17 protein-coding genes are annotated in these 21681 nt (G+C 53.2%); 12 read left to right on the top strand and 5 right to left on the bottom strand.

Annotation, left to right across the window (positions count from 1 at the left end):
* Positions 1 to 9: 9 nt before the first annotated feature.
* From choV to choX, 3 genes are all read right to left on the bottom strand, one after another.
* The gene (gene choV, locus RAL91_RS08685) at positions 10 to 1050 is read right to left on the bottom strand and encodes a choline ABC transporter ATP-binding protein (RefSeq protein WP_306261446.1); all 1041 of its coding nucleotides are present in this window, start codon (positions 1048 to 1050) and stop codon (positions 10 to 12) included.
* Positions 1047 to 1883, bottom strand: coding sequence for a choline ABC transporter permease subunit (gene choW / locus RAL91_RS08680; RefSeq protein WP_306261444.1), 837 nt, complete (start codon positions 1881 to 1883; stop codon positions 1047 to 1049). The genes choV and choW overlap by 4 nt, the downstream gene beginning before the upstream one ends.
* A 104-nt stretch (positions 1884 to 1987) precedes the next feature.
* Positions 1988 to 2920 carry a choline ABC transporter substrate-binding protein gene (choX, locus tag RAL91_RS08675; protein WP_306261442.1) on the bottom strand — a complete coding sequence of 311 codons (933 nt, stop codon included), beginning with the start codon at positions 2918 to 2920 and terminating at the stop codon, positions 1988 to 1990.
* Positions 2921 to 3107: 187 nt separating this feature from the next.
* Here choX and betI point away from each other — a divergent pair, with 187 nt between their 5' ends.
* The 7 genes from betI (at position 3108) to RAL91_RS08640 (ending at position 11517) form a co-directional block, all read left to right on the top strand.
* Positions 3108 to 3710 (top strand): transcriptional regulator BetI, encoded by a 603-nt coding sequence (gene betI, locus RAL91_RS08670; protein WP_306261441.1) that lies wholly within the window; start codon positions 3108 to 3110, stop codon positions 3708 to 3710.
* Positions 3711 to 3756: 46 nt separating this feature from the next.
* A complete protein-coding gene (gene betB / locus RAL91_RS08665; RefSeq protein WP_306261438.1) occupies positions 3757 to 5211 on the top strand; it encodes a betaine-aldehyde dehydrogenase in 1455 nt (484 codons plus the stop codon).
* The gene (gene betA / locus RAL91_RS08660; protein ID WP_306261436.1) at positions 5211 to 6872 is read left to right on the top strand and encodes a choline dehydrogenase; all 1662 of its coding nucleotides are present in this window, start codon (positions 5211 to 5213) and stop codon (positions 6870 to 6872) included. Before betB ends, betA begins: the two co-directional genes overlap by 1 nt.
* Before the next feature lie 85 nt (positions 6873 to 6957).
* Entirely contained in the window at positions 6958 to 7881 is a 924-nt protein-coding gene (locus tag RAL91_RS08655; RefSeq protein ID WP_306261433.1) for a DMT family transporter, read from the top strand.
* Between the two features lie 26 nt (positions 7882 to 7907).
* Positions 7908 to 9080 (top strand): acetyl-CoA acetyltransferase, encoded by a 1173-nt coding sequence (locus RAL91_RS08650; RefSeq protein ID WP_306261430.1) that lies wholly within the window; start codon positions 7908 to 7910, stop codon positions 9078 to 9080.
* Positions 9081 to 9091: 11 nt separating this feature from the next.
* A complete protein-coding gene (locus tag RAL91_RS08645; RefSeq protein WP_306261429.1) occupies positions 9092 to 10672 on the top strand; it encodes an acyl-CoA synthetase in 1581 nt (526 codons plus the stop codon).
* On the top strand, positions 10672 to 11517 hold the full coding sequence (locus RAL91_RS08640) for a hypothetical protein (RefSeq protein WP_306261427.1): 846 nt from the start codon (positions 10672 to 10674) through the stop codon (positions 11515 to 11517). The genes RAL91_RS08645 and RAL91_RS08640 overlap by 1 nt, the downstream gene beginning before the upstream one ends.
* 27 nt (positions 11518 to 11544) lie before the next feature.
* On the opposite strand, the gene RAL91_RS08635 is transcribed toward RAL91_RS08640, so the two are convergent.
* Complete coding sequence (locus RAL91_RS08635; protein ID WP_306261425.1) at positions 11545 to 13077, bottom strand: alkaline phosphatase family protein; 1533 nt, start codon at positions 13075 to 13077, stop codon at positions 11545 to 11547.
* Between the two features lie 330 nt (positions 13078 to 13407).
* Here RAL91_RS08635 and RAL91_RS08630 point away from each other — a divergent pair, with 330 nt between their 5' ends.
* The 5 genes from RAL91_RS08630 to RAL91_RS08610 all read left to right on the top strand — a co-directional run bounded on the left by RAL91_RS08630 (position 13408) and on the right by RAL91_RS08610 (position 19759).
* A complete protein-coding gene (locus RAL91_RS08630) occupies positions 13408 to 15450 on the top strand; it encodes an ABC transporter substrate-binding protein (protein ID WP_306261423.1) in 2043 nt (680 codons plus the stop codon).
* Between the two features lie 111 nt (positions 15451 to 15561).
* The gene (locus RAL91_RS08625; RefSeq protein WP_306261422.1) at positions 15562 to 16569 is read left to right on the top strand and encodes an ABC transporter permease; all 1008 of its coding nucleotides are present in this window, start codon (positions 15562 to 15564) and stop codon (positions 16567 to 16569) included.
* Positions 16570 to 16572: 3 nt separating this feature from the next.
* A complete protein-coding gene (locus tag RAL91_RS08620; RefSeq protein WP_306261420.1) occupies positions 16573 to 17769 on the top strand; it encodes an ABC transporter permease in 1197 nt (398 codons plus the stop codon).
* A complete protein-coding gene (locus tag RAL91_RS08615; protein WP_306261418.1) occupies positions 17769 to 18764 on the top strand; it encodes an ABC transporter ATP-binding protein in 996 nt (331 codons plus the stop codon). The genes RAL91_RS08620 and RAL91_RS08615 overlap by 1 nt, the downstream gene beginning before the upstream one ends.
* A complete protein-coding gene (locus RAL91_RS08610; RefSeq protein ID WP_306261416.1) occupies positions 18761 to 19759 on the top strand; it encodes an ABC transporter ATP-binding protein in 999 nt (332 codons plus the stop codon). Before RAL91_RS08615 ends, RAL91_RS08610 begins: the two co-directional genes overlap by 4 nt.
* Before the next feature lie 355 nt (positions 19760 to 20114).
* On the opposite strand, the gene RAL91_RS08605 is transcribed toward RAL91_RS08610, so the two are convergent.
* A complete protein-coding gene (locus tag RAL91_RS08605) occupies positions 20115 to 21593 on the bottom strand; it encodes an NAD-dependent succinate-semialdehyde dehydrogenase (RefSeq protein WP_306261414.1) in 1479 nt (492 codons plus the stop codon).
* Between the last annotated feature and the right edge of the window lie 88 nt (positions 21594 to 21681).

Raw genomic sequence — 21681 nt, 5'->3', positions numbered from 1 at the left:
CCCAAGCTGCTATCTGTCCACTTCTCCACGCGGATCCAGCAACGCCGACAGGATGTTTTCCTGCGTGATCTGGCCAACGATCACACCGTCTTTCTCCACCCCGACAGCATCGCCACCGGTCTTCAACAGTTCCATAACGTTCTGGATCGTTTCCTGACCGATGACCGTCACCGTTGGTGCATTGCCTGTAACAGGGTGCATAATATGTTCTGCACACAGCACGTTTAGCGGGTTCATATGGGCCACAAAATCGGCCACATAATCATTGGCCGGTGCTGAAAAAATCTCTTGCGGCGTGCCACACTGGATAATCCGCCCGCCTTCCATAATGGCAATGCGGTCGCCAATCTTGAAGGCTTCATCCAAATCATGGCTGACAAAGATGATCGTGCGCTTCAAACTGCTTTGCAGATCCAGCAACTCATCCTGCAGGCGTGTGCGGATCAAGGGATCGAGCGCTGAGAATGGCTCATCCATCAACAATATTGGTGCTTCTGTAACAAATGCCCGGGCAAGGCCGACACGCTGCTGCATGCCTCCGGACAGTTCACCAACCTTGCGCTCTGCCCAATCAGACAGGCCAACCAACGTCAATTGCGTATCTACCCGGCTGTTGCGTTCCGCCACTTCAAGGCCGCCGAGTTCCAGGCCCAGCCCGACATTTTCCCGCACACTGCGCCATGGCAGCAGACCAAACTGCTGAAACACCATGGCAACATGGGACAGCCGCATGCGTCTCAGTGTCTTCCTATCGGCAGAGGTGATGTCGATCATTTGATCACCATCATTGACGCGAACAGATCCGCGCACCACCGGATTGAGGCCATTGACGGCGCGCAGCAAGGTTGATTTGCCGGAACCCGAGAGCCCCATCAAAACAAGAATCTCACCGGCTTTCACGTCCAGAGAACAATCATGCACGCCCAGAACCTGCTGGCTCTGCTCCTGCACTTCGGCTCGGGTCTTTCCCTCATCCATGGATGGAAGAGCGCTTTTCGGGTTGGACCCGAACACAATGGAAACCGCATCAAATTCAACAGCATTGCTCATTTGCGGCGCTCCACGCGCAGCATGCGGTCCAGCATGATTGCGACAATAACAATGACAAATCCACTTTCGAAGCCGAGCGCAGCATTCACCTGGTTAAGCGCCCGAACCACCGGGACGCCCAGACCATCAGCGCCCACAAGCGCTGCAATAACGACCATCGATAACGACAGCATGATCGTCTGGTTGAGGCCCGCCATGATTTGCGGCACCGCATAAGGGAATTCCACTTTTACCAATTTCTGCCAGCCGGTTGCACCAAAGGCATCCGCGGCTTCCAGCAAGGGTTGCGGGGTTGAAGAGACGCCCAAATGGGTCAGGCGAATGGGCGCCGGCAACACAAAAATGACCGTGGCCATAAGACCCGGCACCATGCCGATGCCAAAAAAGACAATTGCAGGAATGAGATAAACAAAGGTTGGCAGGGTCTGCATCAAATCCAGAACCGGTCGCATGAAGCGATAAAGATTTGGCCTATGTGCGGCCGCAATGCCAATTGGCACGCCAACAGCCATACAGACCACACAGGCGGACAGAACCAGCGTCAGGCTTTCTGTGGTTTCTTCCCAGTAGTCCTGATTGAGAATAAACAGAAACCCCAGGAAAATGAGCAGACAGGTTTTCCAGGAACGCTGGAGATACCAGGTCAATCCGACAAAGAAGGCAATGATGATCAACGGATGCGGTGTCTGCAGCACCCAGAGAATGCCGTCGATGAGGGTTTCCAGGCCCACGGCCAGCCCATCAAAGAACCAGGCACCATTGGCCTGCAACCAGTCGAATACGGATCGGGCGGTCTTGCCGACCGGGATCTTGTTTGCCGTCAGCCATTCCATAGGTCTTTAAGCCCGCCAATAAGAATTATCAGAAAAAGCCTCCCTATCCATTGATCGAATCGGGAGGCCATATTGTTTGGGGTCCAGGCCCCAGACCGTTGCCTTTAGAGGCCGAGTTCTGCTTTCACAGCGGCCATGGCATCGCCGCCATCTTGAGTAGTAACGCCGTCGAGCCAGCCGGCCAGCACATCTGCATTGGCTTTCAGCCATGCGGAAGCTGCATCTTCCGGATCTTCGCTGTCATTCAGGATTGCGCCCATGATTTCGTTTTCCATGGCCAGCGTGAATTTCAGATTAGTGAGCAATTTGCCCACATTCGGGCATTCTGCAACATAGCCCGCGCGGGTGTTGGTGTAGACTGTGGCACCGCCAAAATCCGGACCAAAATGGTCATCGCCGCCGGCCAGATAAGTCAGGTCGAAATTGGCATTCATCGGGTGTGGCTCCCAGCCAAGAAACACAACAGGCTCGTCACGCTTGTCTGCCCGGCCAACCTGCGCCAGCATGCCCTGCTCGGAGGATTCAGCCACTTCAAAGTCCTTCAGGCCAAACGCATCGGCTTCAATCATTTCAAGGATCAGCCGGTTGCCGTCATTGCCTGGCTCGATGCCGTAGATCTTTCCTTCCAGAGCCTCCATATTCTTGGCGATGCTGGCAAAGTCTGTAATGCCAAGCTTTGCGCCTGCAGCGTTGGTGGCAAGCGTGTATTTTGCACCTTCCAGGTTTTCGCGAACTGTATCTACGGTTTTAGCTTCACGGTAAGGAGCAATGTCGGCTTCCATGGTTGGCATCCAATTGCCGAGGAAGACATCAATGTCGCCGCGTGCCATGGACGTATACGTCACCGGCACAGACAGGACTTTCACATCTGTCTCGTAGCCCAGAGCATCCAGCAGGACGGTCGTGGCAGCTGTTGTGGCGGTGATATCTGTCCAACCCACATCGGAGAAGGTCACGGCGTCGCAATTTGCCTGTACGGCTGTTGAAAGCGTGCCAAGCACCAAAATGCTGGCTGCTGTTGTTTTGAAAAATCTCATGGTCGGTCCCTATGACTAGAATTATTCGATTGATGATCAGCCGGTGAACGAGCAGAGTCCGGTCTGAGCTCAGGCTCCGATGACGTTTCCGGTTTTTATTAATTGACGAGTCAATTAAAAACATATTCCCTGAACATAGCAAGCCCCCGCTCTTTTTAGCGTAAAAGAGCCACCAGCGAGGACCGAAATGCCCAAGGTCGGAATGGAGCCCATTCGCCGACAGGCCCTGATCAACGCCACCATTCTGGAAATCGGTGAAATCGGTTCGCTCGACGTAACAGTTGGCCGCATTGCAAAACGCGCAGGCGTTTCAAGTGGCCTGGCACATCATTATCTCGGCGGTAAAGATCAGATTTTGCTGGCTGCCATGCGTCATATTCTGAAAATATTCGGCGAGCATGTGCGCCATGAATTGTCGTTGGTAAAAGATCCGCTGGATCGACTGGAAGCCATCATCACTGCCAGCTTCCACCCGCGCAATTTTGCACCCGAGGTGGTGGCAGCATGGCTTTCCTTTTATGTTCAGGCACAAAAATCAAAGCACGCGCAGCGCCTGCTGCAGGTCTATGCACGACGCCTGCATTCCAACCTGCTATTCAGCCTTTTACAGCTGACCGATCCCAGCCGGGCAGAGCATATTGCACAAGGACTGGCAGCCATGATTGACGGATTTTACATTCGCAAAGCGCTGCAGGATATTGCGCCCAGCCGGCTGGATACAATCGCAACAGTGGCTGAGTATCTGCACTTGCAACTCGGTTTGAAAACTACATCGGTTGGGATTTCATAGTGACCAGCCAACAGATTTTGACACTTACCTCGCAAAGATTTGAGCGATGAAAGCACAACCGACCGCCAGCCATTTCATCAATGGTGTCTATGTGGAAGATACGGCAGGAACGCCGATTGATATCATTTACCCGGCCAGTGGAGAGCTGATCGGACGGGTGTATTCGGCGACGCCCTCCATCATTGATCAGGCGCTAAGCGCTGCAAAAACCGCTCAGAAATCCTGGGCACGGACCAGTGGTACAGAGCGTGGGCGCATATTGCGCAAAGCCGCCGATATGATCCGGGACCGCAATCGCGACCTCAGCACGCTGGAGACATTGGACACCGGCAAGCCATTGCAGGAAACACTTGTGGCCGATGCCACATCGGGCGCCGATGCGCTGGAGTATTTCGGTGGGCTTGCAGCCTCCATTACGGGTGAGCACATCCCGCTTGGGCAGGATTTTGTCTACACCATTCGCGAGCCACTTGGTGTTTGTGTTGGCATCGGCGCCTGGAATTACCCCACTCAGATTGCCTGCTGGAAGGGCGCGCCCGCGCTTGCCTGTGGCAATGCTGTGGTGTTCAAACCGTCTGAAACCACACCGCTCTGCGCCCTAAAGATTGCTGAAATACTGGTGGAGGCAGGCCTGCCAGCCGGGCTTTACAATGTGGTTCAGGGTCTTGGCGATGTCGGGTCTGCACTGGTGTCTGATCCGCGGGTTGATAAAGTCTCTCTCACGGGATCGGTCCCCACAGGCAAAAAGGTTTACGCTGCAGCCGGTGCCGGTGTGAAACATGTAACCATGGAGCTTGGCGGCAAATCACCCCTTCTTGTGTTTGATGATGCCGATATTGAAGATGCGGTCGGCGGGGCGATGCTGGGCAATTTTTACTCCTCCGGTCAGGTCTGTTCCAATGGCACGCGGGTGTTTGTCCAGGATGGCATTCTTCCAGCATTTCTGGATCGGCTTGCAGCACGTACCAATGCGATCCGGCTTGGCGATCCGATGGATGAAGAGACGCAGATGGGGCCGATGGTTACCGAGGCGCAGATGGACAAAGTTCTGGCTTACATCGAGATCGGCAAATCCGAGGGTGCAAGATTGGTAACAGGCGGCAAGCGTGCCATGGGCAAAAACGGATTCTATATCGAACCCACCGTGTTTGCCGATGTTACAGATGATATGCGGATCGCCCGTGAGGAGATTTTCGGGCCGGTCATGTCGGTGTTGAGTTTCAGCGAAGAAAGCGAAGCTGTTGCGCGTGCCAATGACACCGAGTTCGGCCTGTCGGCCGGCGTTTTCACCAAGGATCTGACACGGGCTCATCGGGTCATTGCTGACCTTGAGGCCGGATCTTGCTGGATCAACACCTACAATCTTGCACCGGTGGAAGCCCCCTTTGGCGGCGTCAAGCAATCCGGTGTCGGACGAGAGAATTCCAAGGCAGCGATTGAGCATTACACCCAGTTGAAATCCGTCTATGTGGCCATGGGACCAGTAGAGGCACCTTACTGATGCAAGCTGATTTTGTCATTGTTGGTGCCGGTTCTGCAGGCTGTGCCATGGCTTACCGCCTGTCGGAAAACGGCAAGCATTCGGTCCTTGTCATCGAATATGGCGGCACGGATGCTGGCCCATTTATTCAAATGCCAGCGGCCTTGTCCTATCCTATGAATATGGCGCGCTATGATTGGGGCTACACATCGGAGCCCGAACCCTATCTTGGCGGACGGGAGCTTGTCGTGCCGCGCGGCAAGGTCGTTGGCGGGTCATCCTCCATCAATGGCATGGTCTATGTGCGCGGCCATGCAAAGGACTTTGATTATTGGGCCGAAAGCGGCGCCGAGGGCTGGGCCTATACCGACGTGCTGCCCTATTACAAGCGCATGGAGCACTGGCATGAAGGCGGCCATGGCGGGGATCGTTCCTGGCGTGGCACGCGCGGGCCATTGCATGTTACCAGAGGACCGCGCAAAAACCCGTTGTTTCAGGCCTTTGTCGATGCCGGTCAACAGGCCGGGTATCCGCTCACCGACGATTATAATGGCGAGCAGCAAGAGGGTTTTGGCCCAATGGAGCAGACCGTGTGGCGCGGTCGGCGCTGGTCGGCGGCCAATGCCTATCTCAAACCGGCGTTAAAGCGGGACAATTGCTCAATCATCCGCGCCCTGGCGCAACGCGTGGTGTTTGAAGATGGCCGCGCCATTGGCGTGGAAATCAAGCGCGGTGATCAGGTTGAAACAGTCCGGGCAAACCGGGAAGTCATCCTTGCCGCTTCCTCCATCAACACACCAAAGCTTTTAATGTTGTCAGGCATCGGTCCAGCAGAGCATTTGGCGGAACACGGGATCGCAGTGGTGGCGGATCGTCCGGGCGTTGGACAAAACCTGCAGGATCATCTGGAGCTTTATATCCAGATGGCGGCCAGCCAACCCATCACGCTTTACAAATACTGGAACCTTTGGGGCAAGGCACTGATTGGTGCGCAGTGGTTGTTTACGCGCACCGGCATGGGCGCTTCCAACCAGTTCGAATCTGCCGCCTTCATTCGCTCAAAAGCCGGTGTGGATTACCCCGATATCCAGTATCACTTCCTGCCGATCGCTGTACGCTATGACGGCCAGACAGCGGCCGAAGGGCATGGGTTCCAGGCCCATGTCGGGCCAATGCGTTCTTTGTCTCGCGGTGCGGTTACACTGCGTTCCAACAATCCCGATGAGGCTCCGAAAATCAACTTCAACTATATGAGCGATGACAGTGACTGGCAGGATTTCAGAACCTGTATCAGGCTGACCCGCGAGATTTTCGCGCAACCTGCGTTCAAACCCTACACGTCACACGAAATTCAACCGGGCAGCGCGCTTCAAAGCGATGATGAGTTGGATGGGTTTATTCGTGACCATGCCGAGAGTGCCTATCACCCTTGCGGAACCGCCAAAATGGGCAGCACGGACGATCTCATGGCGGTTGTTGATCCAACCTGCCGCGTGATTGGCGTGGAGGGATTGCGGGTTGCTGACAGCTCAATCTTCCCCCGGATTACCAATGGCAATCTGAATGCCCCTTCCATCATGGTGGGTGAGAAGGCATCAGACCATATTCTGGGCCGTGATCCTCTGAGCCGATCCAATTCGGAACCATGGCTGCATCCGGATTGGAAGACATCACAAAGGTAAGGCGCGGACCTGCCCCCGATTGCATGCTGTATGCGACTCGCGGTAGATATCTGAACTCTTACAACTCCTTCCATTCAGGCCAGTCATGAACCCACTACGCGGAATTTTACTGAAACTCATGTCGGTGACAATCTTTGTCGCCATGGCAAGCTGCATCAAAGCCGTTGCCGATCACATTCCACCTGGCGAGGCCGTCTTTTTCAGGTCACTGTTTGCCATTCCGGTCATTCTCGTTTGGCTTGCCTGGCAGCATGATTTGAAACAGGGCCTCAAAACCAACAACCCGATGGGCCATGTCTGGCGCGGACTGGTGGGGACAGCTTCCATGGCCATGGGCTTCACTGCGCTTGGGCTGTTGCCGCTGCCCGAAGTCACCGCAATTGGCTACGCTGCGCCTGTTTTGACCGTTATTTTTGCGGCAATGTTTTTGGGGGAACAGGTCCGGGTGTTTCGCCTGTCAGCGGTGGTTCTCGGACTGGTAGGAGTGGTTGTCATTCTGATGCCACGCCTCACTGTCATCAGCGTTGAATCTGCCGACAAGCTGGAGACCATCGGGGCGTTCCTGACCTTGATCAGTGCCGTTTTCATGGCTCTGGCTCAAGTGTTCATTCGCAAACTGGTCAACACAGAAAGCACGGCTGCGATTGTGTTCTACTTCTCCATCACTGCTACGCTGCTTTCCCTTGTATCCCTGCCCTTTGGCTGGGTTGTCCCGGAACTTCCCGAGTTGGGTTTGCTCATCATGGCGGGCATTCTGGGCGGGATTGGACAAATATTGCTGACCATGTCCTATCGGTTTGCTGAGACATCTGTCATTGCGCCTTTTGAATATATCTCGATCCTGTTGGCTGTCATTGTGGGCTACACAATATTTGATGAAGTTTTGACTGCCAATACACTCGCCGGCGTTGCGCTTGTGATCCTTGCCGGGTTGATCATTATCTATCGGGAACGCAAACTGGGGCTTGAACGCGCCCGCCAGCGGGAAGCCATGACGCCTCAGGGCTAGGGCGGACCGGGCTTGAAAGGAATAGAATGAATTCAGATCCCGTGATCGTTGGATGGGCGCATAGCCGGTTCGGCAAAAGTGATGCCCCAGATGTGGAAGCGCTTATGGCTGAAATTGGCGGGGCGGCTTTGGACCATGCAGGTGTTACGCCCGATAGTGTTGATTTCGCCTCAATTGGCGTTCTCAATAACGGGTTTTCAGATCAGGGTTTTGAAGCGGCCCTGCTTGGTGTTGTTGTGCCGGGCCTTGAGCACACGCCTGCCATTCGCACAGAAAACGCCTGTGCCACAGGTTCGGCGGCGCTGTATACCGCTGCCGACTTTATTGCCAGCGGACGCGGACGCATTGCCTTGGTCGTGGGGGCGGAAAAAATGTCTGCCACCTCAAACGCAAAAGTCGGCGATATTCTTCTCAGCGCGTCCTATCGCAAAGAAGAGGCGGGGGTTAGCGGTGGTTTCGCTGGTATTTTTGCACAGATAACACAATCCTATTTCCAGAAGAACGGCGATCGAAGCGCCGAAATGGCGATGATTGCGGCCAAAAACCATGCCAATGGTGTACATAATCCCTTTGCCCATATGCAGCGGGATTTTGGCTTTGATTTCTGCAATACGGTGTCCGAGAAGAACCCGTTGGTGGCGCCTCCCCTCAGACGTACGGACTGCTCGCTGGTATCGGATGGTGCTGCCGCGATTGTCCTTGCTGACCGGGAAACCGCTAAAGATCTGGCGCGGGCTATCAGCTTTCGCGCGCGGGCCAACAGCAATGATGTGTTTCCTCTGTCACGGCGTGACATGACCGCATTTGAGGGCGCGCATCGGGCCTGGACACAGGCCAAAACATCATCCGGTGTTGATCTGGATGCACTGGACTTTGTTGAAACCCATGACTGTTTTACAATTGCCGAGATGATTGAATATGAAGCGATGGGCCTGACCAAACGCGGTGAAGGATGGAAAGCGGCGCGTGAGGGTTGGACCCGGAAGGATGGAAAGTTGCCGGTGAACCCATCCGGCGGGTTGAAATCCAAGGGTCACCCAATTGGGGCAACCGGCGTTTCGATGCATGTTATGGCCGCCATGCAGTTAATGGGTGAAGCTGGCGACATGCAGATACCGAACGCCGAGCTTGGTGCTGTCTTTAACATGGGCGGTGCAGCGGTATCAAACTACGTCTCCATTCTTGAACGCGTGCAGTAAGGTCACAAATTATGCAACGCAATTCCAATCGGGTCATGAACCTGGCGCACTTTCTGGAACAGTCTGCAAGGCGCTTTCCAGACATGCCGGGTCTCGTTTGGGGCGATGCTGAGTGGTCCTGGTCAGCACTGAATGCGCGGGTCAATGCCATGGCGCGCGCCTTGGTGGAAATCCATGGCGTGCAAAAGGGCGACCGCATTGTTGTTCAGTCGCATAATTGCAATCAGGTGTTTGAATCAGCCTTTGCCTGCTGGCGTGTTGGTGCCATCTGGGTGCCGGCCAATTTTCGCGGCAGTCCGGACGATCTGTCCTGGATTGTACGCTCCAGTGGCGCCAAGGGCATGATCATACAATCCGTGTTTGCTGATCACGCAAGCCATTGCGCTGATGATCTGGAATTCATGATATCAATCGGCGCATCCGGTTTCGGGACCGACTATGACGCGCTGGTCGACCAATACCAGGACGCCACGACGCCGCTATGTGATGCCGAGTATGATGATCCGTGTTGGCTGTTTTACACATCGGGCACGACCGGCTTTCCGAAAGCCGCCGTTCTGACCCATGGCCAGATGGCTTTTGTGGTGACCAACCATCTCAGCGATCTGATGCCCGGAACCACTGAAAATGACGCCTCGATTGCGGTTGCCCCAATGTCCCATGGCGCTGGCGTGCATATGCTGATGCAAGTGGCACGCGGTGTGCCAACCATCCTGCCCGCATCCATTGGATTTGACGCAGAAGAAATCTGGCAGTTGATCGAGCGTTGGCGTGTCAGCAATCTGTTCTCGGTTCCGACCATTGTTAAAATGCTTGTCGAGCACCCCGCTGTCGACAGCGTTGATCACAGCTCGCTTCGGCATGTCATTTATGCTGGCGCGCCAATGTACCGGACCGATCAGATTGCGGCTCTGGAAAAACTGGGCCCCGTACTGGTTCAGTATTTTGGTCTTGGTGAAGTGACCGGCGCAATTACCGTGTTGCGCCCTGATCTGCATGAAGATGGCAGCACCGAAGCGCGCCGTGAAGGCACATGTGGCACAGCCCGCACCGGTATGCAGATACAGATTCAGGACGCTAACGGCCACGAAGTCGCACCTAGCGAAACGGGAGAGTTCTGCATTATCGGACCTGCCGTATTTTCAGGCTATTGGGACAACCCGAATGCCAATGCCGAAGCCTTCCGCAATGGCTGGTTTTGCACCGGTGATGTGGGACACATGGATGCAGATGGATTCTTCTATCTGACGGGCCGGAAATCCGACATGTATATCTCCGGTGGTTCAAATATTTACCCACGCGAGACCGAAGAGAAATTTCTGCTGCATCCAGCAATTTCCGAGGTGGCAATTTTTGGGTATCCCGATCCCAAATGGGGAGAAATTGGTATTGCAGTTTGTGTGCCTGCCAAGGGCCAGACAATCGAGGCCGAAGGTTTGCGAAATTGGCTGACTGGAAAAGTCGCAAGCTACAAGATGCCAAAATCCATTGTGTTCTGGGATGAATTGCCGAAATCCGGCTATGGCAAGATTACCAAAAAACTTGTGCGTGCTGAGTATGAAAGACGGTTGGCAGAAGGTGCAGAGACGTAATGCGTTACATCCGGCAACCCGGTCCGGTTGAGCCGGAGCGCCATTTTATCAGCCTCACGGATGCGGTTCCGATCAGCATTGAATTGGAGTCCGGACAATGTGTGTTGCCAGCACTTGCTGCGGCGTTGGCCAAGCTTGGTGCAATGTCTGCTTATCTTTCTGTTCAAGACGCAAATGTGCGCCAACTGGAATTCGTCATGCCCGCCCCCTCCCCTGATGATGATCATACAGCGTGGTGGAGTGAGACTCATGATCTGGCTGGATCAGGCCGGATTGAAGAGGCTGGTCTTGTGTTCGGTTGGCGCGATGGCGGACCCTTCATTCATTGCCATGGGTCATGGACCAATGAAATGGGCAAGCAATTTGCCGGTCATATGCTGCCGGACCGCTGCATCATCAAGGACACGGCGACCTTCACCGGGTGGATGTTTCCAGATGCAAGGTTTGAGGGCCAGTTCGATCCAGAGACAAATTTTACATTGTTCCAGCCAAATGGAGCGGCTGCAGACCCAGCTGCGAATGCGGCTCTGGTGCGTTTGCGCCCAAATGTGGAAATTGGTCAGGAACTGGCAAAAATCTGCAAGAAGCTTGGCTGGGCAAAGGCGGAAATTCACGGCCTTGGCAGCCTGATCGGTGCTTCCTTTGACAATGGCGACACTATGGAAAGCTATGCAACGGAATTTCTCGTGCGACAGGGATTGATCAATCTGAAAGGCCCGCAATCTGGCGCAAATATCGACATTCTGATTGTCGGTCTTGATGGCGAAATCATGCATGGTCCTTTGCTCCGTGACGGAAATGCGGTGCTGATGACCTGTGAGTTAGTGTTGTTGCGGTCAGCGTAACCCTGCTGACCCGACCACACCTCTTCTCTAAGCGTACTGAATTCCTGTTTCCTTTATCTTCATGCGGCTGGTTGCGTGGTGCGCAAAAGACATGCGGTGGTCCAGCATCACATTTGCGTAATGCAGAAGTTCGCTCGCGTGGGATGGCTCTGCGGCCAGATTGTTGAATTCCTGCGGGTCGGCCTGCATATCAAATAGCAATGGCGGTAACCCGCCGTTAAAATGGACATATTTGAAGCGATCATCACGAATGACGGCAAAATTCGACTGGAACTGTGACAGGCCAAACGCTTCCTGAAAACGGGTTGGCTCCAGCGGGTCACCAAAATCTACCTCAGCAAAAATGTGGCTGCGCCAGGATTGGGGTGGCTCTCCTTTCAGGAAGGGCAACAGGGACTTGCCGTTGAAGCTGATATTTGGCTCTTCACCAACCCAATCCAGCAAGGTTGGCGTGATGTCGATAGTTTCGGTGAAATGATTGATTTCAGTCCCGTGACTTTGCGGATTATGCGGATCGCGGATGATGAGTGGAACGTGAAGCGCGGCCTCATGCGGCGTTTCCTTGCCCCACATATAGTGATCACCCAACATTTCCCCATGGTCCGCCGTGACAACAATCAGCGTATCGTCAAATTGCCCACTGTCCCGCAAATAATTCAGAATCCGGCCAATATGGTGATCCACCTCCATCGCCAATCCGGCATAGACAGCGCGCAACTCGGCAACATCGTCGTCTGACATCAAATCCTGACGGCCATCGAAACCGATATACAGACCCTGATTGGCGGGATGTGTATAATTTGCGGCGAAATATGGATGGGCCTCTTTGTGTTTTTCAAGGCTTTGGGGGCGCACTGGTGCTGGCAATTCTGAAGGCGCAAATGCTTTATTGTAAGGCGCCGGCGCTACCAGAGGTGGATGTGGGCGAATATAGGTTACCAGAGAAAGCCAGTCCTGCTGCTCTCTGGCGCATAATTCCTCCAGTGTCCGGTTTGTTAAATATGCGGTATCGCTGTCTTCAGCTGCATAAAGGGCAGGATCGGAGATCGCCGGTGCCATGTTGCCATTTGCCGCAACAGGTTTAAACAGGTCCCAATAGGCTGCCGGAATATTGTAGCCTTTGGTTTTCAAGTTCCCGATCCACGACGAATTGCTCTCCGATCGTAGTCTGACGACCTCTGAAAATCCGGGGGCAAGGCCTTCATAATTTTTCAAATCCGGGTCATTGGGATGCAGAAAATGGGGATCGGCGCTTACATCGGTATAGCCAAACAACAGGGGCTCATATCCTGCCTTGCGGAATTCGGAGGCGAGGGTCGGATGCTGTCTGGGGAGCGGGTTGCCATTGCGAATTGACCGATGGTTCATGGCGTAAAGGCCGGTCAAAAGGCTGGCGCGGGACGGCCCGCATGGAGATGTCACTGTATAATGGCGCTTGAAACAAGTGCTTTCCCGCATCAGCGCCTGCAAATGCGGCAGTTTGATATGCCCAGATAGTGCACCATTGAGACAGTCTGCGCGAAACTGATCAATGACGATCATCAGAATTTTTTTCTTCAATGTCTGCTCCAAATCCTGCAACCCTAAGTATGTCAGCGCTTTGTGACTGGCATGGACCGGGAAGATAGTGCTTCCTTGCAATTGAAGATCATCAGAATTTCCTATTCTGTGATAAGAATAATCGATTTCACTGATAATTCGACGGTTCGTACGGTTTCATGAGCTATCGCAGGGGGCTGTGGTCGAACCGAGTTGGTAACGGATAATTTCGCACTCATTTGCATTTGACGGTTCCCCCCAAAGAGGCTTTGATAAATCCACGTTGTAAAAGCTTCATATAGAAACGCTAGTCACTGTCAGTTCTGATGCACATCCTGAGGAGATAAATCTATGAAGAAACTATTTTTAACAGGCGTCGCGTTCGCCGCGCTATCCAGCACAGCTTATGCTGCTGGATGCCCGGAAGTAACCGTCGCCGATATGATGGGCGTTGCCGCGGGTGAATATCCGCAGCAATTTGAGCTCGCTGAATTTCAAGCTGCAGCAAGCTGCACACTGGCGTTCCAGGAAAATCCTGCCATTGGCGATCTGAACGCTAAGATTCAGGGCAATCCTGATCTGCCAGCGCTGGCAGATCGTTTGCCTTCCGAGCCTCTTGTTGTTGCCCCATACGAAATGATCGGCAGCTATGGCGGCACATTGGATGCCCTGTCCAATGCGACAGAAGCCGGCACATCCGATTTCCTGTCCACGCGTCACGTCAATCTGGTTCGTTATTCCGATGATCTTCAGACCATCGTTCCAAATGTTGCGAAAAGCTGGTCCTGGAATGACGATTATACAGAAGTAACCTTCTCGCTGCGTGCAGGTCACAAATGGTCGGATGGTGCACCATTCACAGCCGAAGATGTAAAATTCTGGTACGATAACATCGCGCTTGATCCAAACATCAATGAAAAGCCAAAAGACTATGTGCTGGTTGGCGGCGAGCGTATGACTGTTGAGGTGATTGATCCGCAGACAGTTAAATTCATTCTGCCAGCGCCAAAACCTGGTCTGATCGCTCACTTTGCAACATCATTTGCACAGGGCTTCCAGCCCAAGCATTTTCTGGGTCAGTTTCACCCGGATATAAGTGCTGATGCGGATGAAAAAGCCACAGCATTGGGTTTTGAAAATGGCTATGACGTCATCAAAGCCTATTTCGGCAATTCAGACTGGACAGATACCCCGTCACCACTGCTGAACAGCCCGGATAAGGTTGCCAACATGCCAGCCGCCGTGGTTCCAACGCTGGAATCATTCATCACAGTTGCGGACTCCACTGAGGGCCGTCACTATGTTGCAAATCCTTACTTCTTCATGGTGGACACTGCTGGTAATCAGCTCCCATACATCAATGAGCAGGATGAAGTTTACGCAAATGACAACCAGGTGCGTTTGCTGAAACTGATCAATGGCGAAGTGGACTACAAGACACAGTCCCTGCAATTGTCAGATGCACCGCTGCTTCTGGAAAATCAGGAAAAGGGCGGCTACTCCGTCCAATTGAAGCCAAAAATCGCGATGCACGCATTTTCGTTCAACGTGACTTCGGCTGATGAGGAAAAACGCAAAGTCTTCGGCGATTTCAATTTCCGCAAGGCCATGTCAATTGCCATCAACCGCGAAGAACTGAACGAAGTCGCGTATTTCGGTCAAGGCACCATCCAGCAGTTCACCGGCTTCTCTCCGGTACCGGATTTTGTCGATCCCAAATGGAAGACATTTGCTACTGAATTTGCGCCTGATGAAGCAAACTCACTGCTCGACGAAGTCGGCCTAGCTGATGCAGACGGCGATGGCTTCCGTGATTTGCCAAATGGCGATCCGCTGGTTCTGAACCTGCAATTCGCGACACAGGGTATTGCCGGACAAGTTGTTGAACTGGTCGGTCAGTACTGGTCAAATGTGGGCATCAAAACCACTGTTAAGGAAGTGACACCGGATGAGTATCGTTCGGCTCAGTCTTCCAATCAGCTGGATGTGGGTCTTTGGGAAAAAGGCCAGCCACTTGGTATTATCCTTGGCAACAATGAGCTCTGGGTTCCACCATTTGAGAACTATTTTGCACACCGCGTTGGTATGTTGTGGGCTGAATATGTGGACACAAACGGCGCCAAAGGCGTGAAGCCACCGGAATATGTCATGCAGTTGATTGAAGACATCAACGCATTTCAGTCCGAGCCTGTTGGCACAGACAAGTCCAACATGCTGGGTGCACGTATGGTTGAGAACATGACCGGCAATCTGCTGTTCATCGGTACGGCTCTGACGCCTGATCCGATCTATGTGAACAACAAGCTGAAAAATGTTCCGGAATTCAAAACTGCGTCTTATGAGTATTATCGGACATACCCATATCGCGGAGCTCAGTGGTTCCTGGAAGAATAAAAATCGCGGGAGGCGTCAGTATCAAGTCAAATTGATCTGACGCCTTCACTGCAAATTGGGGCCCGTTTGTAACGGGTCCCAACACTTGGACGATCAGGTTGGGTTGGATATATGGGGCGCTTCTTACAATTCACGTTAATGCGGGCAGTGATGGCGATTTTTACGCTACTCACAGTGTCGCTGATCGTGTTTACACTTATGGAGCTGGTTCCCGGCAGTTGCGCTGAACGGTATCTTGCCTTCAAGAACACCCAGGGCGCGCAAATCAGCATTGATGATATTCAGGCGGAAGAACGCCGCCTTGGCCTGGATCGCCCCTTTGCGGTGCGCTGGGTCAGTTGGGTCAGCAATGTGATGTTCCGCGGTGAATTCGGCGATAGCTGTATTTTGCGTCTCGATATCAACCAGCTTCTGGGCGACAAATTCTGGATCAGTCTGATGATCTGTCTGGCAGCTCTGATCGCCGCGTACCTCATCGCCATTCCGGTGGGCATTATTTCAGCCTCATCGAACAATGCTTTTGCCAACAACTCACTCAGGTTTGTCTCTTATCTGGGCCTGGCTCTGCCAAACTTCCTGCTGGCCCTCATCATAATGCTGATTTCGACAGTGTTTTTCGGCGATTCCTTAACGGGACTGTTTTCCAAAGAGTACCGTGATGCCGCCTGGTCGATGGCCAAGTTCTGGGATTTCTTATCCCGAGCCTGGTTGCCAATTTTCATTCTGGGGTGGTCCGCCACAGCCTTTGCACTGCAAACCGTCAGAGCGTTGATGCTGGATGAAAATGGCAAACTCTATGTCACTGCCGCTTCTGCCAGGGGCATTGGCGGATGGACCCTTTTATGGCGCTATCCGGCCCGACACGCGTTGGGGCCGGTGATCAATTCGCTCGGATTTGATCTGAACCGTATCTTCAATGAACTGCCTATTATCGCGCTGATTCTAACGCTGACCGAAGCCGGCGCCCTTTTGATTGAAGCACTGGCACGTTCAAATGATCAGCAATTGGCCGGTGCCATTATTTTCCTTCTGACAGCAACAATTGTTGTCCTGAATTTTGTGACTGACATTCTTTTGGCGTTGATGGACCCGCGCGTGCGTCGCGGGATGATGGGGTAGATGATGAGCGCAACAACCGCAGACCCAAAAGATCTGGCCAAAGCCGCCAAGCTGAAAGAAGAGTATTTCACTGCCTCCCAAGGGCAGTTGATTTGGGCTCGGTTCAAAAGCAATCGGTCCGCCATGATAGCGCTTTGGGCGCTGATCATCATGATCAGCATGGGCATATTCGCGCCTTTCCTTTCACCCTATGATCCCACAATTGCGGGTCGTGACAGCGAATATGAGAATGGCGCGCCGCAAATCCCGAAATTCTGGGATGAAAATGGATTTTCTGTACGACCGTTTATTTACTCATCTACCCGCGAGCGCTCTATCAAAACCAACTTTCGCTGGGTCACCACGATTGATCGCGAAGAGCGTCGCTATGTGGAATTTTTTGTTGAGGGGTGGGAGTACAGCCTTGTTGATATTGCATGGGACCTACCAGGCGATCTGCTGGATATCAATGTCAAGACGCTGACCTTTGACAGCCATTTGTTTGGCGTTGCGGAAGGCGGCATTCACCTGTTCGGCACCGATTCCAGTGGTAAGGATATTTTCGGCCGAACGCTGCATGCGGTCTGGACTTCGCTTGCGGTGGGTACGCTGGGGGTTCTGATTTCCTTTGTGTTGGCACTGATCATTGGCGGTGCAGCGGGGTATTTTGGCGGCTGGATTGATTCCTCATTGCAAATGCTCACAGATGCCATTCGAACGGTGCCACCGATTCCGCTGTTTATGGCCCTGGCAGCGTTCATGCCGGATTCGTGGAGTTCGGAAACACGGTTCTTCTTTATCTCCATCATTCTGGGATTGATTGGCTGGCCTACGCTTGCAAGGCGCATCCGGACCCATTTGCTGACCGAGCGCAGCCAGGAATACGTGTTGGCGGCTGAATTGTGCGGCGCCTCATCCGGGCATGTAATCCGCAAGCATCTGCTGCCCAGTTTTACCAGCTACATCATCGTCGATCTGATGATTTCATTTCCTTATATGGTGCGCTCTGAAACCGCGCTTTCCTTCATCGGACTTGGTCTGAAAGACCCTGTGAATTCACTGGGTTCGATGATGCAGAATGTTTCGCAAGCCGATGTTCTATTGAACTACCAATGGTATTTTATTCCCGTCGTGTTTTTCGTTGCTCTTGTGCTGGCCTTTGTGTTTGTCGGCGATGGATTACGTGATGCGGCCGATCCCTATTCAAGCGTGAAAAAATAATGACCCTGCTGACTGTTGATAATCTCACGCTGCAATTCGATACCGACGAAGGTCGCATCACTGCAGTGGATGGCGTGTCTTTCGAAGTGAATGCCGGTGAAGTTCTGGGGCTTGTCGGGGAATCCGGCTCGGGAAAATCCGTCACGGCCAAATCGCTGATGAAGCTCAATCCGGGCAATGCAATTTACTCCCCCGAAAGCAAGATCACGCTGTCACTTGAAAATGAAACCGTGGATGTTCTGTCCTTGAAGGACAACAAGTCGCTGCGCATTGTGCGTGGTGGTTCTGTATCGATGATTTTTCAGGAACCAATGGCCAGTTTTGCACCTGCCATTACCATTGGCGATCAAATGGTTGAGCAATTGGTGTTGCACAAGAAAATCAGCAAGAAAGAGGCTAAGGCCCTTTCAGTGGATATGCTGGACCGGGTTGGCATTTCCGATGCGGCCAAACGGTTTAGCCAATATGCCTTCGAACTGTCTGGCGGCATGCGCCAGCGTGCGATGATTGCCATGGCGCTGTCGACCAATCCAAAACTGTTGATTGCGGATGAGCCGACAACCGCACTGGATGTCACCATTCAGGCTCAAGTTATTGATCTGATGAAAGATCTGGTGACTGAATTCAATATGGGCATCATATTCATCACCCATGATCTTGGGGTCATTGCACAAACTGCCGACAAGGTGGCTGTGATGTATCTTGGCAAGATCATTGAATATGGCTCCGTACGCGATGTCATCAGAACACCGATTCATCCCTACACGCAGGGCCTGATCAATGCGATCCCGAAGCTGGATGATCTGGATGCGGAACTGACACCGGTCGCAGGTGACATACCGAGCCCTCTGGAGCGGCCTTCCGGGTGTGTGTTTCACACCCGTTGTCCGGTCGCAGAGCCAATGTGCAGCCAACAGGTTCCTGACATGACGGCATTTGACGCCAACCATACTGCGGCCTGTCTGGTCGCGGCCCGCGAGCGGAGTGCTGCATGACCGAGAAGCCGATCATTTCTGCCCGCGATTTGTCCGTGCATTTCACTTTGCGCGGTGGCGCGCTGTTTTCAACACAGACGCTGAAAGCCGTTGAAGGCGTCAATCTGGATATTCCCAAGGGGTCCTTTTTCGGGCTTGTTGGCGAAAGCGGTTCCGGCAAGACAACATTGGGTCGCGCTTTTCTGAAAGCTCTGAGTATTACCCGCGGCGAAGCACGCTTTAATGATGGCGAGGTCGACTATGATCTTGTGACGCTGCCCAAGGACAAGTTGCGCGATTATCGCAAACGGGCACAGTTGATTTTCCAGGATCCCTATGCGGCGCTCAGCCCGCGCATGACGGTGCGCGACATTATTGCAGAGCCGCTTGAAGTGATGGGTCTGACTTCCTCACGCGAAGAAACCGATGAACGCGTGCGTGAGATTGCCGCCAAATGCCGGCTCAATCTGGAACATCTTCGCCGCTTTCCACACGCGTTTTCCGGTGGTCAGCGACAGCGCATTTCAATTGCCCGGGCTCTTGTTTCCAATCCGCGCTTTGTTGTCGCCGATGAAAGTGTTGCGGCGCTGGATGTGTCCATTCAGGCTGATATTCTGAACCTGCTGAAGGATTTGCAGAAGGAATTGGGGCTGACCTATCTGTTCATCAGCCATGATTTGTCGGTCGTTGCGCATATCTGTGATCATGTGGCTGTTATGTATCTGGGACGTCTTGTCGAGACCGCACCAACTCGTGAACTGTTTGCAGCGCCCCGTCATCCCTACACCAAGGCGCTGCTCTCCGCGATCCCATCGCTGGACCCGGACAACAAGGGTGATGCTCAGAAACTTGAAGGGGAAATCCCCTCCCCGACCAACCCGCCATCAGGCTGCAAGTTTCACACCCGCTGCCCTTACGCGATTGATATCTGCAAATCCGTCGAACCTGAATTGACGCATTCGGGCATGGAGCACGATGTGGCCTGTCATCGCTGGGAAGAACTGGCTGAGGCTTAGATTTCTGTTCGGAGCTTGGTCTAAATTTACATTACAGCTGGCAACTCGGTTGAGGCTCAACTCAGCTGATACGGGCGCTGTGGATACTCGGAATAAATCCGAGTATGACGGCGGCGGTGGGTGAGACCGCGAGAATAGCTACAAACCTCAATAATGATAAGCAGCAGTTCGAAAACAGCGCAATCGATTCACAGCAGCATCCGTGTTTTGTGCCGACCTTTAATGGCGTCATACTCGGATTTATTCCGAGTATCCACGCAGCCTTGCAATCAAGTTTTCAGTCGATGGTCCACCTCGGCATTGATCACAGCAGTAGTGAGCTACAAACGCCCACTACCACTGTGATCACCCCCGCTTAAACAGAGATGCATATATATTTCATCTCCAGATAATCATCAGTGCCGTGGTGGCTGCCTTCGCGCCCGAGGCCGGACTGTTTGACGCCGCCAAAGGGCGCGACTTCTGTTGAGATGAGGCCCGTATTGACCCCAACCATGCCATATTCCAACGCTTCGGAAACCTGCGTCACGCGGGACAGATCATTGGCATAGAAATAAGCCGCCAGACCGAAAATCGTGTCATTGGCCAGTTCGATAACTTCTTCTGTCGTTTCGAATTTATACAGTGGCGCAACAGGCCCGAAAGTCTCCTCGGTGGAAAACAGCATATCCTTTGTAGCGCCGGTAATGATCGTTGGTTCAAAGAAGGTGCCACCCAAGGCGTGTCGATTGCCGCCGGTCAGAATTTCACCGCCCTTTGCCTTGGCATCGGCGATGTGCTGTTCAACCTTTTCAACCGCATCAGCATTGATGAGCGGTCCCAGTTGTGCCCCTTCGCTGAGGCCATCACCAACCGTCATCTTGTTCACTGCGTCAGCCAGTTTTTTGGCAAAGGCATCATAGACACCAGCCTGGACATAGATGCGATTGGCGCAAACGCAGGTTTGACCATTGTTGCGATATTTCGAGATCATCGCGCCTTCGATGGCGGCATCAAGATCGGCATCGTCAAATACGATGAATGGCGCGTTGCCGCCCAGTTCCATAGAGCATTTCATGACCTGATCGGCGGCCTGTTTGAGCAGAATACGGCCAACTTCGGTTGAGCCAGTAAAGGTCAGTTTCCGGACGGACGGGTTTTCGCAGAATTCCTTGCCAATATCAGAAGACCGGGAGGATGGAATAATGGACAGCAGGCCTTTTGGCAGCCCTGCCCGTTCTGCCAATACACCCAGCGCCAACGCTGACAAGGGCGTTTCAGCGGCAGGCCGTGCGACAAAGCCGCAACCAACCGCCAGTGCCGGACCAACTTTGCGCGTAATCATGGCATTGGGGAAGTTCCAGGGTGTGATAGACGCTGCGACACCAATCGGCTGGCGAATGACTGTAATGCGCTTGTCGCGCTGGTGACCGGGAATGGTTTCGCCGTAGACGCGTTTTGCTTCTTCTGCAAACCATTCGATAAAGGAAGCGCCATAGAGCACTTCCCCTTTGGCCTCGGCAAAGGGCTTGCCCTGCTCGCTGGTCAGGATGGTTCCCAGATCATCGGCATTCTCGACCATCAATTCATACCATTTACGCAGAATTGCCGAACGTTCTTTACCGGTCTGTTTGGCCCATTCCACCTGCGCTTTTGATGCTTTGCCAATCGCTACAGCGGTTTCGGCGCGGCCTAAATCAGCAACTTTGGCAATCACTTCGCCATTTGCCGGATTGGTCACGTCAAAGGTTTTACCATCATCTGCATCCACCCAATCACCACCCGAAAAGGCTTTTGTCGCCAAAAGCTTCGGATCTGAGAGCATGTCTGCAAGTTTCTTGTGTGAATCTGCCATTGTTTTCTCCTGCATAGCGGAATGGACGGTGTTTTGTCTTGGACTTAGTTTATCCAGTGCCGTTTTACCAGCCACCGCCTTCATGTTC

The sequence above is a fragment of the Pararhizobium sp. IMCC21322 genome, from assembly GCF_030758295.1.
Taxonomy (GTDB): domain Bacteria; phylum Pseudomonadota; class Alphaproteobacteria; order Rhizobiales.
The sequence above is the reverse complement of the archived record's forward strand: the minus strand, read 5'-3'. Positions and strand labels throughout refer to the sequence as shown.